Origin of the sequence: Ewingella sp. AOP9-I1-14, from assembly GCF_052375995.1 — a bacterium.
Taxonomy (GTDB): domain Bacteria; phylum Pseudomonadota; class Gammaproteobacteria; order Enterobacterales; family Enterobacteriaceae; genus Ewingella; species Ewingella allii.
In genome coordinates, this window is the sequence record NZ_JBQSVA010000008.1 from 102365 (window position 1) to 118984 (window position 16620).

Sequence of the window (16620 nt, forward strand, 5' to 3'; positions counted from 1 at the left end):
TTCTTATTATTATTGCTTTTTACCCGCCGCCGGGGTTATCCACACATAATCCGCCTGCTGGTTATCCACTTCCGCCCCCTGTTCCGCCAGCATGACTACCGTCACCTGCGCCTTAGGCTGTAAATCGCGAAGATGCACCGGCACCCCGACATTACGTTTGGCATGATAGCCACCGACGATCAGCAAAGCCGGCGTTGGCGCGGCTAGCAGCCGTTCAGCCATGCGGCGGTCGCGCTGTTGCTGGATTGCCAACATGGCGTGAAGCTGCTTCGGCTCGATATTCTGCTGATGCGAAACGCGAATGGTGTCGGCGATGGCCTCTCTAACTTTAGGGTCCGCACTGTTGGCTCCCGCCGGGAAGGCCGGTTTCTGGTAGAAAGCCATGATTTCGCTGCGATCCAGATTCGCCGCCAGCAGCGGATAAGGGGCTTTGATTGCTGGCATTACCACTTGGCCGTACATCGACCAATCCCAGCCTTTCTGCCATTTAAGCAGTTCCGCTACCTTCGTCGCCGACAGGTCCGGCTGGGTTTGCAACAGCCGCTTGGTGCTCTCGACGGCGGGTTGCTGGCTCGGCGTTAGCATCTCCATCAGCACGCTGCCCTGCGGGCGCTGGTCGGGCAGGTTTTCCACCAGCCAGGCTTCAATCTGGTGATGCGCCGGGTTGTCGTGCTTCTCGCCGACAATCACCCGTGGGTGTTTCGCCAGTCGCGCCAACAGCTGCTGCGGCGTGAGGGTTTCCCCGGTATGCAGGTCTTTAATGCTGCTGGAGGCCAAATTGGGCGACACCGGGTGCTGGGCGCAGGCGACCAGCAGCAAGGTGGCTAAAAACAGTAACTTTTTCATGACGATCCTCATCATCCCATAACCGGGTAAATCACAAGTTGCCAGCATGTTATGGATAATGATTATCATTTACAAGTCAAGGTTGCGCCTTATTCATGCGCCATTACCGCCTGTAAACGCTGAGGAAAACGCAGGGCCTGCTGATGACAGTGCTCGATAAAGGTTGAAACCAGCGCCGAGGCGGGGCGGTGCAGCGGACGGATCAGGCTGACGGTGAAGGGCACCGGCAGGCTGAACGCTCTGATCACCATGCCGCTGTTGCCACGCTCCACATAGTCCAGCGCGGTGAGTGGGTTGACTATCGATACCCCAACCCCTTCGCGCACCATGCTGCACACCGAGGCGGCGCTGTGGGTTTCCAGCACCAGACGGCGCGCCACCTGATGCTCGCCAAACAGCGCGTCCAGCAGCTGGCGGTAGCTGTCAGTCGCCGACAGGCTGATGAAGTTCTGCCCGGCGAAATCCTGCGGCGTCAGTCGCTTTTTCGCCGCCAGCGGGTGGTCGGCGGGCAGCACGCACACTTCGTTTAAGGTCAGCAAAGGCTGGCGCTCGGTGCCCGCGGGCGTATGGGTATTCTCCGTCAACCCAAGGTCGTGGCGCTGCGCGGAAAGCCATTCTTCCAGCAGCGGCGACTCCTGCGGCACGATGTTGAAACTGACGTCAGGGTAGCGATCCAGAAAAGGCTTACACACGGCGGGCAGCAGCGACTGGCTGAACACCGGCAGGCAGGCAATGGAGAGCTGCGCCTGCTCGAACTGGCGAATGCCCTCCGCCGCGCTGACGATACGATCCAGCCCGTAATAGGAACGCTGAACCTCCTCAAACAGCCGCAGCCCCTGCACCGTCGGGTAGAGGCGGCCGCGCAACCGTTCGAAAAGTTGGAGATTGAGCAGCTTTTCGCAGCGTGCCAATTCTCGGCTCACCGTCGGCTGCGAGGTGTTGAGCAGCGCGGCGGCCTCGGTCAAATTGCCGGTGGTCATCACGGCGTGGAAAATTTCGATATGGCGCAGGGAAATGGCGGGCATTGGCTTCTCCGTGGGAGAGGAATATCCATATCATAAATGAATAGAATGGTGCGAAATAGATATTTTTAAGCAGTCGCTGAGTGCGGGATACTCAGGTTAACTTTCGCTTCTTCAGACTTCAGGATCTTGTATGCCACGCGCCTTAAACGACACTTCTACTGCTCTGAACGCCGCTAATTTACTGGCACTGACCCAACAATTTGGCTGCCCGGTATGGGCTTATGATGCCGAGATCATCACTCAGCGTATCAGCCAGCTGCGCCAGTTCGACGTGATCCGTTTTGCTCAGAAGGCGTGCTCCAATATCCATATTCTGCGCCTGATGCGCGAGCAGGGCGTGAAAGTTGACTCAGTTTCTCTGGGGGAAATCGAGCGCGCGCTGCTGGCCGGTTTTAAGCCGGGCCGCGAAGCCAGCGAAATTGTCTTTACCGCCGATGTGCTGGACCAGCCGACGCTAGACCGCGTCACCGAGCTGGATATTCCGGTTAACGCCGGTTCTATTGATATGCTGGGGCAGATTGGCCGCCAGAAAGCCGGGCACCCGGTTTGGCTGCGCGTTAACCCGGGCTTTGGTCACGGCCATAGCCAGAAAACCAACACCGGCGGCGAGAACAGTAAACACGGTATCTGGTTCGGCGATTTGCCGCAGGCGCTGGCGGAGATTCAACGTTATGACCTGAAGCTGGTGGGCATTCATATGCACATTGGCTCCGGCGTGGACTACGGCCATCTGGAGCAAGTGTGCGACGCCATGGTGCGTCAGGTGATTGAAACCGGGCATGATATTGACGCCATTTCTGCCGGTGGCGGCCTGTCGATTCCTTACCGTTTCGGCGAAGAAGCCATCAATACCGAGCATTATTACGGCTTATGGAACCGCGCCCGCGAGCAGATTGCTGCACATCTGGGCCATGCCGTTCATCTGGAAATTGAGCCGGGCCGCTTCCTGGTGGCCGAATCCGGCGTGCTGGTGGCGCAGGTGCGTGCCGCCAAAAATATGGGCAGCCGCCACTTCGTGCTGTGCGATGCCGGTTTCAACGATTTAATGCGCCCGGCGATGTACGGCAGCTACCACCATATTTCCCTGCTGCCCGCCGATGGCCGCGACATCAGCAATGCGCCACTGATTGACTCAGTGATCGCCGGTCCGCTGTGTGAATCCGGCGACGTGTTCACCCAGCAGGCGGGGGGTGGGGTAGAAACCTTCGCGCTGCCACAGGTGGAAATTGGCGATTATTTGGTGTTCCACGACACTGGCGCTTACGGCGCGTCCATGTCTTCCAACTACAACAGCCGCCCGCTGTTACCAGAAGTGTTGTTTGAAAATGGCGTACCGCGCCTGATCCGCCGCCGCCAGACCATTGAGGAACTGCTGGCGCTGGAGCTGATTTAAGGCTTAGCTCGCCGGGCTGGTGACGGAATGACGGCGCACCAGCGTCGGGCTAAACATGTGGGTGGTTTCCGGCAGCGGCTGGTTGTTCGCTAAGGCTAATGCCAGCTGCGCCGCCTGATTGGCCATCGCCACTACCGGATATCTCACCGTGGTTAAACGCGGGCGCAGGTAGCGGGAAATCAGCACGTCATCGAAGCCGACCAGTGAAATATCGGTCGGCACATCAATGCTGTTGTCGCTCAGCACCGACAGCGCCCCTGCCGCCATCGAGTCATTGTAGCAAGTCACCGCCGTGAAGCTGCGCCCCAGCCCCAGTAAGTCCGCCATCGCCTGCTCGCCGCCAATCTCGTCCGGCTCGGCGTAGGCAATCAGTTTGTCGTCCACCGGAATATTGTGTTCTTGCAGCGCGTCCAGATAGCCCTGTAGGCGATCGCTGGCGTCCGAAATTCCGTGGTTGGAGCATAAAATCGCAATCCGCTGATGGCCGCTTTGAATCAGATGGCGGGTCGCCAGCCATGCCCCGTAGCGGTCGTCGAGCGCCACGCAGCGCTGCTCGAAACCTGCCAGAGTTCGATTAATCAGCACCATGCCGGGGATCTGTTTCATTAAGCTTTGCAGCTCGTCGTCCGGCAGCATCTTGGCGTGAACCACCAATGCCGCGCAGCGATGGCGAATCAGTTGCTCAATCGCCTGACGCTCTTTATCCACATTATGGTAACCGTTACCAATCAGCAGGAAGTTGCCGGTGGCGTAAGCCACCTGCTCGACGGCTTTCACCATCGCGCCAAAGAAGGGGTCAGAAACATCGGCCACGATCAGACCAAGGGTTTCCGTAGACTGCTGTGCGAGGGCGCGTGCATTGGCATTCGGATGATATTGCAAATGTTGCATGGCGCTAAGCACCGCCTCCCGCGAGCTGTCACTCGCCTTTGGCGAATGATTTATTACGCGAGAAACCGTGGCGACGGAAACACCCGCCAGTCTTGCAACATCTTTGATGGTAGCCATTACACGTCCAAAATTTGTGTGAGGGTAAACGCTTACACTATCAGTTTTACGGAAAATGACTCGGGCCGCAAGGCCATGGGATGGTAAGCATGTGATCTGGGTCAAAGGTTGACGGGGCAAATTCAACTTCAAGGTCAAGACCGTGGGCGGCGAGCCCACGGTCTTGACCTTAAGGCGGGCTTGGGCAGCCGCCCAAAAAAGTTCTCGGCGTTGAACTGAACGCCAAACTAGTGCATGTTTCCCCTGAAACTCCTACTCCCGAGACAGAAACCCTTAATGACTATTCGCCGATTCCCACAGTTGGCCCACTGGGGGGCTTACACCGCCGTTGTTGAAGATGGACGCCTGATCCGCTGTGAACCCCACATCGCAGACAGCGATCCCTCGCCAATGCTGGACTCCATCATCCCTCTGGTCTATTCCGACAAACGCATTCGCAAACCGGCGGTGCGGCGCTCTTGGCTGCAAAAGCGTGAGCACAGCAACCGGGCGCTGCGGGGCAAGGAGGACTTTGTCGAAGTGGATTGGGATCTGGCGCTGGATCTGGTGGCGGAAGAGAACCGCCGGGTGCGGGAAAAATATGGCGCGGCGGGGATCTTCACTGGCTCCTACGGCTGGTCGTCGGCGGGGCGTTTGCACCACGCGCGTTCGCTGGTGCGGCGCTTCTACTTTACCGGCGGCGGCGGGGTGGATCAGGAGGGGAACTACAGCTGGGGGACGGCGCAATTCTTCCTGCCTTACATTATCGGCACCTTCACGCCGCTTACTGGCCGGGTGACGACTTGGCCGAGCGTGGTGGATAATGCCGAGATCTTGCTGGCATTTGGCGGCTTAGCGCTGAAAAATGCTCAAGTGGCGTCGGGCGGGGCGGTGGCCCATACTCTCAAACCGGCGCTGGAACAGTTGGCGAAGAAAAGCACGCCGATCGTTAATATCAGCCCAATGCGCGACGACTGCCCGGAGTTCGCGAATGCCGAATGGATCCCTATTCGGCCCAACACTGACGCCGCGCTGATGATCGCACTGGCTTTTGAAATTCAAAGAGTTGGCGCACAGGATGATGCCTTCCTTGCCTCTCACTGCGTGGGTTATCCCCAGTTGGCGGCTTATTTACAGGGTAAAAGCGACGGCGTGGAGAAGACGCCGGAGTGGGCCAGCCAGATCACTGGCATCCCCGCTGCGCGCATCGCCAAACTGGCGCAACAGCTGATTGGCGTGCGCAGTTTCATTACCTGTGCCTACTCGGTGCAGCGCGCCCATCGCGGCGAGCAGCCTTATTGGATGATGATTGCCCTGTCGGCGATGCTCGGACAGGTTGGGCTACCGGGCGGCGGTTTCTCCTTTGGTCACGGCTCAATGAACGGCGTAGGCAACCCGCGTTTCGACACGCCGGGGCCTGCCGTCAGCACCGGACCGAACCCCTCGGGCTTATCTATTCCCGTGGCACGCATCAGCGACATGTTGCTTAATCCGGGCCAGCCTTATGAGTTTCAAGGCAAAACCTCTCATTATCCCGACATCCATCTGGTGCACTGGGCGGGCGGCAATCCCTTTCACCATCACCAGCAGCTGAATCGGCTGGTAGAAGGCTGGCAGCGGCCGGATACCATTATCGTGCAGGACAACGTCTGGACCGCGGCGGCGCGCATGGCCGATATTGTCCTTCCCGCCACCACTTCCCTTGAGCGTAATGACATTGGCGGCTCTTCGCGCGATCGCTACGTGCTGGCGATGCATCAGGCGATTGCGCCACGGCATCAGGCGCGCAATGACATCGACATTTTTGCCGATTTGGCTGAGCGCTTGGGCTATCGCGAGCAATTTACATTGGGGCGCGATGAGAATGCTTGGCTGAGGCAGATTTACCAGCAGTGCGGCGCGGCGCAGCAGGGGACGGGAGCGCAATGGCCGGATTTCGACACCTTTTGGCAGCGCGGCTCGGTCGAACTGCCCATGCCGCAGCAGGATTATGTGTTTTTCGAAGAATTTCGCAAAAGCCCGCGCGCCAACCCGCTGGCGACGCAAAGCGGCAAGATTGAGCTCTTCTCCGAGAAAATCGCCGGTTACGGCTATGACGACTTCGCGGGCCATCCTGAATGGCGGCCGCCGGTGGAGTGGCTGGGGTCGGAGACGGCAAAAACCTGGCCGCTGCACCTGATTTCCATTCAGCCTAAAGATCGTCTGCACAGCCAGATGGATCAATCCCCTCTGGCGCAGAGCAACAAGACTGCAGGCAAAGAGACGCTGCTGATGCACCCCGCCGATGCCGCCGCGAGGCAGTTGAAAAAGGGTCATCAGGTCAAAATTTTCAACGCGCGGGGCAGCTGTCTGGCGGGCGTGGAGCTGAATGAAGGTATTGCGCGCGGCGTGGTGCTGATGGCGACCGGAGCCTGGTTCGATCCGGGATTTGGCGGCCCGTGGCAGGAGACGGAGCAGGCGGGAAACCCCAACGTGCTGACCTTAGACATCGGCACCTCGCGGCTGACACAGGGGCCAAACGCCATGAGCTGTCTGGTGGAAGTAGCGCGGCATAAGTGAGGTCGAAATGACGGATTTCTGCACTGAAATGGTGAGATAAATGTTCAAAAAATGAGGTAACTGCCTGATGTTTCATGAATGGCTAAACTCAGGCAGTTTTTCACCACTGGTTACACTTTGCGTGATTATGTTGCGATTGGCTGCTGGCTGTTGATCGGCCAAAGCGGATAAATTGAACGTCCCAGAGGTATTGATTGGTGAATCATCAACGTACACTGTATGTTGATACCGATTAAATTTGCACCAACCTACGCGGATGCGTAGGTTTTTTTTTGCCAAAATTCGGTTGTAATATGGGCACACCTCGCAAAGTCTTAAACTTCTTCCCTTCCTTCGTCAAATCTCCGTCTCCTATAGTATGCTGTTTCTATAACCTTTTTTTTCTTAGACTCAGGGATGGCTCATAAGGAGATGGCACTGATGTATCGATTTCTTTTCGCTCTTTTCCGTATCGTATTCCGCCTGGCGTTTCGCGTGACGGTGACCCCGGCTCACCCCAATTTCAATTACCCTAAGCTGCTGATAACACCCAACCATGTGTCATTTATCGATGGCGTGCTGCTGGTGCTGTTTCTGCCCGTTAAGCCGGTGTTTGCGGTCTATTCGGATATTACCGACAGCTGGTATATGCAGTGGTTGAAGCAGTATGTGGACTTCGTGCCGCTGGACCCGACCAAGCCGATGGCAATCAAACGGCTGGTGCGGGAAGTGGAGAAAGGTCGCCCGGTGGTGGTATTCCCCGAGGGGCGCATTACGGTGACCGGCTCATTGATGAAAATTTATGACGGCGCGGCCTTTGTGGCGGCGAAGTCGCAGGCCACGGTGCTGCCGGTGCGCATTGATGGCGCGGAGTACACGCCGTTTGGCCGCCTGTTCGGCAGCTTTAAAATCCGCTGGTTCCCAAAAATCACTATCAACGTTTTACCGCCGCAGCAGGTGTCTATGCCTGAAGCCCCGCGCGCCCGCGACCGCCGCGTACTGGCCGGGCAAAAGCTGCACGACATTATGATGGACGCGCGGATGACGACCCGCGAGCCGCAAACGCTCTATCAGGCGCTGCTTTTAGCTCAAACTCGCTACGGCCGCCGAAAACCCTGCATTGCTGATATCGCGTTTAAAGAAGATAGCTATCAGGGGTTGCTGAAGAAATCCCTTGGCGTAAGCCGCATCCTGCAACGCTTTACCCGCGAGGGCGAGCACGTTGGCATGCTTCTGCCCAACGCGACCATTATGGCCGCCGCGCTGTTCGGCGCCTCGATGCGCAACCGTATTCCTGCTTTGCTCAACTACACCTCTGGCGCGAAGGGCATCAAAAGCGCCATGAAAGCGGCAAACATTGAAACCATCATCACCTCGCGCCAGTTTTTGGAAAAGGGCAAGTTGACTCATTTACCGGAGAACGTGCCTGAGGCGAAATGGGTCTATCTCGAAGACTTAAAAGATACCGTCACCAAAGAAGACAAACTGTGGATTTTATTCCACCTGATTTTCCCAAGCCGGGCCATGCTGCCGCAGAAGCCCGACGACGCCGCGCTGGTGCTGTTCACCTCCGGCTCCGAGGGCAATCCGAAAGGCGTGGTGCACTCCCACGCCAGTCTGCTGGCCAACGTCGAGCAGATCCGCACCATTGCAGACTTCACGCCGCGTGACCGTTTTATGTCGTCACTGCCGCTGTTCCACGCCTTTGGCCTGACCGTCGGCCTGTTAACGCCGCTGATGACCGGCGCACGCGTGTTCCTCTACCCAAGTCCGTTGCATTATCGCATCGTGCCGGAGCTGGTTTATGACCAGAACTGCACCGTGCTGTTTGGCACCTCCACCTTCCTCGGTAACTATGCCCGTTTCGCCCATCCTTATGACTTTGCGCGCCTGCGCTATGTGGTGGCGGGGGCTGAGAAGCTGTCTGAAGGCACCAAGCAAATCTGGCAGGACAAGTTCGGCATTCGCATTCTTGAAGGCTACGGCGTGACCGAGTGTGCCCCGGTGGTGTCGATTAACGTGCCGATGGCGACCAAAATTAAAACTGTTGGCCGTATTCTGCCGGGCATGGAGTCGCGACTGATCAAGGTGCCGGGAATTGAAGAGGGCGGCCGCTTGCAGCTGCGCGGGCCAAATATCATGAAAGGCTACCTGCGGGTAGAAAATCCGGGCGTGTTGGAAAAACCGCAGGCCGAGAACGCCGAGGGCGAGATCCAGCCCGGCTGGTATGACACCGGCGATATTGTCACGTTAGATGAGCAGGGCTTCTGCACCATCAAGGGCCGCGTTAAGCGTTTTGCCAAGTTGGCCGGTGAAATGGTCTCTTTGGAAAGTGTGGAGCAGTTGGCGCTGAAGGCGTCACCTGATGGGCAGCATGCGGCGACCTCGCGCACCGATAGCAGTAAGGGCGAGGCGCTGGTGCTGTTCACAACGGATGCAGAATTACGTCGTGACGCCTTATCCAAAGCCGCCCGCGAACTTGGGCTGCCGGAACTTACCGTGCCGCGCGATATTCGCGTGGTGAAAGCCTTGCCGCTGCTTGGCAGCGGTAAACCAGATTTTGTCACTCTGCGAGAGATGGCAGAAAAACCGGAGCCCCAAGAATGAATCAGCCTTTAGCCGCCAAATCTCCGCTGATGTCGCGCAGTATGGTCGCGGTAATTGTCGCCCAGTTTTTGTCAGCCTTTGGCGATAACGCGCTGCTGTTTGCCGCGTTGGCGTTGATTAAACAACAGCTTTACCCCGACTGGAGCCAGCCTATTCTGCAAATGGCTTTCGTCGCCACTTACATCATTCTCGCGCCTTTTGTCGGCCAGTTCGCCGACAGTTTTGCCAAAGGCCGGGTGATGATGTTCGCCAATATCCTCAAATTGGCGGGGGCGGCGGTGATCTGCGTCGGGCTAAATCCTTTCTTGGGTTACACCCTGGTGGGCATCGGCGCGGCGGCCTATTCACCCGCCAAATATGGCATTTTGGGCGAAATCACCGAAGGCGAGCAGTTGGTAAAAGCTAACGGCCTGATGGAAGGTTCGACCATCGCCGCTATCCTGCTGGGTTCCGTGGCGGGTGGGGCATTGGCCGACTGGAACGTGCTGGCCGCCTTGGGCGTTTGTGTGCTGACTTACGGCTTAGCCGTGGTGGCTAACTGGTTCATTCCAAAGCTGGCCGCGGCGCGTCCGGGCCAGTCATGGCGCTTGGCGGCGATGACCGGCACTTTCTTCCGCGCCTGCCGTATTCTGTGGAATGACGCCGAAACGCGATTCTCACTGGTTGGTACCAGCCTGTTCTGGGGCGCTGGCGTGACGCTGCGCTTCCTGCTGGTGCTGTGGGTGCCGGTGGCGCTGGGCATCACGGATAACAAAACCCCGACCCTGCTTAACGCCATGGTGGCGATTGGTATTGTGTTCGGTGCCGGTGCGGCGGCCAAGCTCATCACGCTAAAAACGGTGAAACGCTGTCTGCCTGCGGGTATCGCTATCGGCGTGGCGGTGGTGGTGTTCACGCTGCAAACCAAGATGCTGAATGCGTATATTCTGTTGGTGCTGGTGGGGATATTGGGCGGCTTCTTCGTGGTGCCGCTGAATGCCTTATTGCAGCATCTCGGCAAGGCGTCTGTCGGCGCAGGTAACGCGATTGCGGTGCAGAATCTCGGTGAGAATACCGCGATGCTGCTGATGCTCGGGCTGTATTCGCTGGCGGTGATGGCCGGTGCGCCGGTTCTCGCCATTGGTGTCGGCTTCGGCGTCGTCTTTGCTCTGGCGATTATCGCGCTCTGGGCGTGGCAGATTGCGCAAAAGCGCCGCGCGCCATAATGAGTCACAGATAAAAGAAAAGGGCGCCTCGGCGCCCTTTTTTGTGCCCACCGTTCAGACTTAAGGTGCAGGAATGGTGAAGCGTTTGTGGATCTCTTCCAGCGAGTTCAGCACTTCTTGGTCCAGCGTCAGGTTCTGGCTGTCGATGTTGGTCTTCAGCTGTTCCAGCGTGGTGGCGCCAATCAGGGTGCTGGCAACGAATGGCTGTTGGCGAACAAAGGCCAGCGCCATTTGTGACGGGTCGAGATTGTGCTTCTTAGCCAGCGCGACGTATTCGGCAATCGCCAGTTCAGACTGCGGCGAAGAGTAGCGAGTAAAGCGGCTAAACAGCGTGTTACGCGCGTTGGCAGGCTTAGCGCCGTTGAGATACTTGCCGCTCAGAGTGCCGAACGCCAGGCTGGAATAGGCCAGCAGCTCAACGCCTTCGTGCTGGCTGATTTCCGCCAGACCAATCTCAAAGCTGCGATTCAGCAGGCTGTACGGGTTTTGAATCGACACAATGCGCGGCAGGTCGTGCTTTTCGGCCAATTGCAGATAGCGCATCACGCCCCAAGGTGTTTCATTGGAGACGCCGATATAGCGGATTTTCCCGGCACGAACCTGCTCGTTTAACGCTTCTAACGTTTCCAAAATAGTGACAGGAGTGCTGTCTTCACTGTACTGATAACCCAGTTTGCCGAAGAAGTTCGCTGGGCGCTGCGGCCAGTGCACCTGATACAAATCGATATAGTCGGTGTTCAAACGTTGCAGGCTGGCATCCACTGCGGCGCGGATGTTCTTGCGATCCAGCATCTGTGCCGGGCGAATGGCGTTATCGTTATTGCGTGAAGGCCCGGACACTTTGCTGGCGAGAATGATTTTCTCGCGATTGCCGCGCGCTTTCAGCCAGCTACCAATATAAGACTCGGTCAGCCCCTGAGTTTCAGGGCGCGGTGGCACGGGGTACATTTCTGCAGTATCAATAAAGTTGATACCCGCCGCCACGGCGTAATCCAGTTGTTGGTGGGCATCGGCTTCGCTGTTTTGTTCACCAAAGGTCATGGTGCCGAGTCCCAGTAGACTCACTTCTAAAGAACTATGGGGTATACGGTGATATTGCATTGCCGGTCTTCCTTACTCTCTGAGAATGTCAGGCCGATAAAAGCGCCTCAACTGACTTATCTTCACAAAACGGGTGTTAACTGACTATATACAAGCGGTGCGAGTGGGGGAAGTGCGGCAGCGGAGATAGGCAGAAAATGGCAAGAGCGCCTAAAAGGCCAGCGGAAAGGGCCGCTGGCAATTCATGTTAATTAGCGTTTCATCACCTGACTCACGTTATCGTTGTTGATCTGACGCTCATTGCCTTGATCATCGGTGTAGCTCAGCAGGCCGGTAGATTTATCCAGCTTAGGTTTGCCATCGGTCAGGATCATACTGCCGTCTTTGGTGGAAATGACATAATCGCTGGCACACCCTGCCAAACCGACAACCATCAGCGCAGCGCTGATTATCATTAAGCCTTTTTTCATGATTATTCCTCTAAGTAATGGGCTGTAAATAAAGATAGTCAACAGCCTAGCAAAAGGGCCAGACGACCGTTGAAAAAAAAGCGTTTTATTTCGTATAGATCAATAAGGCTGATTTAAAGCAGGAAATGTCGAGCCAGCAGAGGGCCGGTAAAGCTTTTCTTCAAGTAAAAGCCACGGGGCAGGGTCATGATCGGCTGCCCAAACTCACCAATGGCTTCCGTCAGGGCTTTGCTATTGGCCCCTTTGGGACGAAGTTGTAAGAATTCGCCTTTACGCGCGGTTATGGTTTCGACCTTGCCCAAAACAATCAAATCCATCAGCTCTTCCCAGTCTTCGCGCAGTTGCTGCTCTTCCTCTTCGGAAGGACTCCAGATGAGAGGCGCACCAATGCGGCGCTCTGCCAGCGGGATCTGCCGCTCGCCTTCGACCGGTATCCACAGCACTCGCGCTAATTTATGTCTGACATGGCTATTTTCCCACGTCACGCCGCTGTTGCCGGTCAGGGGCGCGACGCAGACAAAAGTGGTCTCTAAAGGTTTACCCTGTGCGTCGATGGGGATGGTTTTTAGCTCGACGCCGATGTCCGCAAAGTCCTGCTCCGGCTTACTGCCCGCCATCGCCCCTAAATAGACCTCAAGCAGCATGCCGACCCAACCCTTCTCGCGCTTGAGATCAGGAGGAATAGGCAAAGAAGCCCGGGCAGCCAGTTCACCCAGTGAGTAACCAGCCAGGGACTGGGCGCGCGCCAGCAGGCTCTGTTCATCCTTGGGAGGTTCTGTCATAGGAAATGGAATCGACATACAGCAAGTCTCAGATTTATTGGTTAATTTTCATACGCAGGTTTAATCACATCGGGAATTAAAAGTTATACCCGTGGATAGGTCGAATAATAGCATGATTTATTGCGCTTTTTTTTCCGCATAGCCGCGATCGCGCGAGGGATAATATAAAGTTGATCCACAGTTGCGGGTGACAATGAACAGGATCTTCCCCCTAGTTATCCACAGATTTTCTGGATAACCTCAGCTTATTCCGATCACTGGTTCGATTTACAGGCTTGACGGAGGGGGTATTTTGTCTTTTTGTCCCATAATTGGACAAAGTAGCGACTTTCTCTGTGGATAAAAACGGCGTTGATGGATCTTTCGCCAATAGCGATCGCTGTTACTCATTAAGGGCTGAGTAAACCCAGTGAAGAAGCTGTGAATTACTTTTAATTACATGAAATATATATCTTTAATATCACTGTCATCTGAGGGTAAGAAAAAGCTAAAAATAGTTTTACCCCTCTTGCTATGAAGTTCTTCACACATCTATCCACAGAAAAAGTGAATAAAATCGCACGACATGGCGAGCTTCTGTTTATAACTTTGCCATTCTCTGTGAGTTATCCCATTTTTATTCGTGAAGATAGGGGGTAAGCAGTGGTTTACCGCCTGTTGGTAGTATGAAACAATCAAGACATCTATGATTTGAAGTTATTGAGGTAGTCCGGTGATCGATGATGATGGCTACCGCCCGAATGTTGGTATCGTAATCTGCGACAAGCAGGGTCAAGTTTTATGGGCCAGACGATACGGCCAGCACTCCTGGCAGTTTCCGCAAGGGGGCATCAACCCTGGCGAAACCGCCGAACAGGCCATGTACCGTGAACTGTTTGAAGAGGTAGGTCTCAGCAGAAAAGACGTACGTATTCTGGCTTCGACCCGCAACTGGTTGCGCTATAAATTGCCAAAACGTTTGGTGCGTTGGGATACAAAGCCGGTGTGTATCGGCCAAAAGCAAAAATGGTTCTTGCTGCAATTGATGTGTAATGATGCGGACATCAACATGCAGCGCAGCAGTACGCCAGAATTCGATGGCTGGCGCTGGGTGAGTTTCTGGTATCCGGTGCGTCAGGTCGTGTCCTTCAAACGTGATGTTTACCGCCGCGTAATGAAAGAGTTCTCCACGACTGTGATGCCAATACAGGAGATCCCCGTGCCCCGGACATCGCCCGCTTACCGTCGGAAAAGAGGCTAAGTCGCAAAGAGATGCTCACGCGTTTGCGAGAAATTGTTGAAAAGGTAGCAATGGCGTCCAGCCTGAATGATGCGCTGGACGTTTTGGTCAATGAAACCTGCCTGGCGATGGACACAGAAGTGTGTTCCGTTTATCTCGCTGATAATGACCGCCGTTGCTACTACCTGATGGCGACGCGAGGTTTGAAAAAACCTCGCGGGCGCACTATCACGCTAGCCTTTGACGAAGGGATCGTCGGGTTGGTAGGGCGGCTTGCCGAACCCATCAACCTCGCCGACGCTCAGAGCCACCCTAGTTTTAAATATATTCCTCAGGTTAAAGAAGATCTTTTTAGATCCTTCCTCGGCGTCCCGATCATTCATCGTCGTCAGCTGCTTGGCGTGTTGGTTATCCAGCAGCGTGAGCATCGGCAGTTCGACGAAGGTGAAGAGTCCTTTATGGTCACGCTGGCCAACCAGCTGGCAGGGATACTTTCGCAAGCGCAGCTCAACGTTCTCTATGGCCGCTTTCGCCAGACTCGCGTCAAAGCGCTGGCCGCCTCGCCGGGTGTAGCTATCGGCATTGGCTGGCAGGACAGCACCCAGCCTTCGCTTGACCAAGTCTACATGGCGTCCACGCTGGACACCGTGCGTGAACGCGAACGCCTGACCCGCGCACTGGAAGAAGCCGGAGCCGAGTTCCGCCGCTTCAGTAAGCGTTTCACCGCCAGCGCGCAAAAAGAGAGCGCGGCTATTTTCGACCTCTACTCGCATCTGCTCAACGACGCGCGCCTCAAACGTGATTTATTCACTGAGATCGACAAGGGCGCGGTGGCCGAGTGGGCGGTTAAGAAAGTGGTCGAGCAGTTCGCCGCGCAGTTCGCCAGCTTGCAAGACACTTATATGCGCGAGCGCGGCAGCGATTTGCGCGCGCTCGGCCAGCGGCTGGTGTTCCACCTTGATGACACCATTCAGGGCAATACGACGTGGCCAGAGCGTTTCATTCTGGTGGCCGATGAGCTGACGGCAACCCTGCTGGCGGAAATGCCTCAGGATCGCCTTGCTGGCGTGGTGGTACGCGACGGCGCGGCTAACTCGCACGCCGCGATTTTGGTGCGCGCCATGGGTGTGCCGACCATCATGGGGGCCGATATTCAGCCTTCGTTGCTCAGCCAGCGCCAATTAATTGTGGATGGCTATCGCGGCGAGTTGCTGATCGACCCGGAACCCGTGCTGGTCAATGAATATAAGCGCCTGATTAGCGAAGAGATGGAGCTAAGCCAGCGCGCCGAGTATGACGTAGAACAGCCCGCGGCGATGAAAACCGGCGAGCGCGTTCAGGTGATGCTGAATGCCGGTTTGAGCGCCGACCACGAGAAACTGTTTGGCAGCCGTGTCGACGGCGTGGGTCTCTACCGTACTGAAATTCCCTTTATGCTGCAGAGCGGTTTCCCCTCTGAAGAGGAGCAGGTAGCGCAGTATCAGGGCATGCTCCAGCTGTTCCCAAGCAAGCCGGTGACGCTGCGTACGCTGGACATCGGTTCAGACAAACAGCTGCCTTACATGCCAATTAGCGAGGAGAACCCTTGCCTCGGCTGGCGCGGTATCCGCATTACCCTCGACCAGCCTGAAATCTTCCTGATACAGGTACGTGCCATGCTGCGTGCCAATGCCGCCACCGGCAATCTCGGTATTTTGCTGCCGATGATCACCAGCCTGGAAGAGATTGACGAAGCGCGCCGCCTGATCGACCGTGCGGGGCGCGAAGTGCAGGAGCAGTTGGGTTACGATCTTCCAAAAACCCGAATTGGCGTGATGATCGAAGTTCCTTCGATGATTTTCATGCTGCCATCGCTGGCAGGTCGGGTCGACTTTATCTCGGTTGGTACCAACGACCTGACTCAGTACCTGTTAGCCGTCGATCGCAACAACACGCGGGTCGCGGGTCTGTATGACAGTCTGCATCCGGCAATGCTGCGTGTCTTGAAGCAGATTGTGACCGAAGGCGAAGCGGCGGGTTTACAAATCAGCCTCTGTGGAGAAATGGCGGGCGACCCAATGGGCGCGCTGCTGTTGACCGGCATGGGCTACCGCAACCTCAGTATGAACGGCCGCAGTGTGGCAAGAATTAAATATTTATTGCGCAGTATTGAGCTGGCGGATGCTCAAGAGTTGGCGCGCCGGGTGCTTGAAGCCCAGTTCACCACTGATGTGCGACATATGACTGCAGCCTTTATGGAACGCCGAGGTTTAGGCGGTTTGATTCGCGGCGGTAAATAGCCCTAAGGCGCTAAATCACTGCTTTTCCAGCCGTCAGTCAGTATTAAACTGGCGGTAATGAGACGTTTTTTTACAGAACTTTTCCAGCCGTGTTTGCCCGTGGCTCATATTGCCTGTGCTATGATCCGCGACCTGCTGACCCCTAACCGGGCGATATCTGTGTACGTCGTGTTGCAGGAAGGCAACGAGCACACCTGCACCCGAAGTATGAAGGGTATAAAACAATAA

The 16620-nt window shown here is 56.1% G+C and carries 12 protein-coding genes; 6 read left to right on the forward strand and 6 right to left on the reverse strand.

Features of this window, described 5'->3' with window-relative positions; all coding sequences use genetic code 11:
* Positions 1–9: 9 nt before the first annotated feature.
* A complete protein-coding gene (locus ACT3RT_RS19245; RefSeq protein WP_496203589.1) occupies positions 10–846 on the reverse strand; it encodes a ChaN family lipoprotein in 837 nt (278 codons plus the stop codon).
* A gap of 89 nt (positions 847–935) precedes the next feature.
* Positions 936–1871: a LysR family transcriptional regulator gene (locus ACT3RT_RS19250; RefSeq protein ID WP_353503279.1), complete on the reverse strand. Its 936-nt coding sequence runs from the start codon at positions 1869–1871 to the stop codon at positions 936–938.
* Between the two features lie 130 nt (positions 1872–2001).
* On the opposite strand from ACT3RT_RS19250, the gene lysA reads away from it, so the two are divergent.
* Positions 2002–3264 (forward strand): diaminopimelate decarboxylase, encoded by a 1263-nt coding sequence (gene lysA, locus ACT3RT_RS19255; RefSeq protein WP_353503278.1) that lies wholly within the window; start codon positions 2002–2004, stop codon positions 3262–3264.
* Between the two features lie 3 nt (positions 3265–3267).
* Here the strand turns inward: lysA and galR are convergent, their stop codons facing one another.
* Entirely contained in the window at positions 3268–4272 is a 1005-nt protein-coding gene (gene galR, locus ACT3RT_RS19260; RefSeq protein WP_353503277.1) for an HTH-type transcriptional regulator GalR, read from the reverse strand.
* Positions 4273–4548: 276 nt separating this feature from the next.
* On the opposite strand from galR, the gene ACT3RT_RS19265 reads away from it, so the two are divergent.
* The 3 genes from ACT3RT_RS19265 (at position 4549) to lplT (ending at position 10601) form a co-directional block, all read left to right on the forward strand.
* Positions 4549–6810 carry a molybdopterin guanine dinucleotide-containing S/N-oxide reductase gene (locus tag ACT3RT_RS19265; RefSeq protein WP_496203590.1) on the forward strand — a complete coding sequence of 754 codons (2262 nt, stop codon included), beginning with the start codon at positions 4549–4551 and terminating at the stop codon, positions 6808–6810.
* 420 nt (positions 6811–7230) lie between these two features.
* The gene (aas, locus tag ACT3RT_RS19270) at positions 7231–9396 is read left to right on the forward strand and encodes a bifunctional acyl-ACP--phospholipid O-acyltransferase/long-chain-fatty-acid--ACP ligase (protein WP_496203591.1); all 2166 of its coding nucleotides are present in this window, start codon (positions 7231–7233) and stop codon (positions 9394–9396) included.
* Entirely contained in the window at positions 9393–10601 is a 1209-nt protein-coding gene (gene lplT / locus ACT3RT_RS19275; protein WP_496203592.1) for a lysophospholipid transporter LplT, read from the forward strand. The genes aas and lplT overlap by 4 nt, the downstream gene beginning before the upstream one ends.
* A 60-nt stretch (positions 10602–10661) precedes the next feature.
* Here the strand turns inward: lplT and ACT3RT_RS19280 are convergent, their stop codons facing one another.
* The 3 genes from ACT3RT_RS19280 to mutH form a co-directional block, all read right to left on the reverse strand.
* Entirely contained in the window at positions 10662–11702 is a 1041-nt protein-coding gene (locus ACT3RT_RS19280; protein ID WP_353503273.1) for an NADP(H)-dependent aldo-keto reductase, read from the reverse strand.
* Between the two features lie 191 nt (positions 11703–11893).
* Positions 11894–12112 (reverse strand): YgdI/YgdR family lipoprotein, encoded by a 219-nt coding sequence (locus ACT3RT_RS19285; protein ID WP_353503272.1) that lies wholly within the window; start codon positions 12110–12112, stop codon positions 11894–11896.
* A 113-nt stretch (positions 12113–12225) separates the two neighbouring features.
* Positions 12226–12912 carry a DNA mismatch repair endonuclease MutH gene (mutH, locus tag ACT3RT_RS19290; protein ID WP_353503271.1) on the reverse strand — a complete coding sequence of 229 codons (687 nt, stop codon included), beginning with the start codon at positions 12910–12912 and terminating at the stop codon, positions 12226–12228.
* Between the two features lie 694 nt (positions 12913–13606).
* Here mutH and rppH point away from each other — a divergent pair.
* Both rppH and ptsP read left to right on the forward strand, forming a co-directional pair.
* Entirely contained in the window at positions 13607–14134 is a 528-nt protein-coding gene (gene rppH, locus ACT3RT_RS19295; RefSeq protein WP_353503270.1) for an RNA pyrophosphohydrolase, read from the forward strand.
* An 11-nt stretch (positions 14135–14145) separates the two neighbouring features.
* Positions 14146–16392, forward strand: coding sequence for a phosphoenolpyruvate--protein phosphotransferase (gene ptsP, locus ACT3RT_RS19300; protein WP_034792869.1), 2247 nt, complete (start codon positions 14146–14148; stop codon positions 16390–16392).
* Positions 16393–16620: the final 228 nt, after the last annotated feature.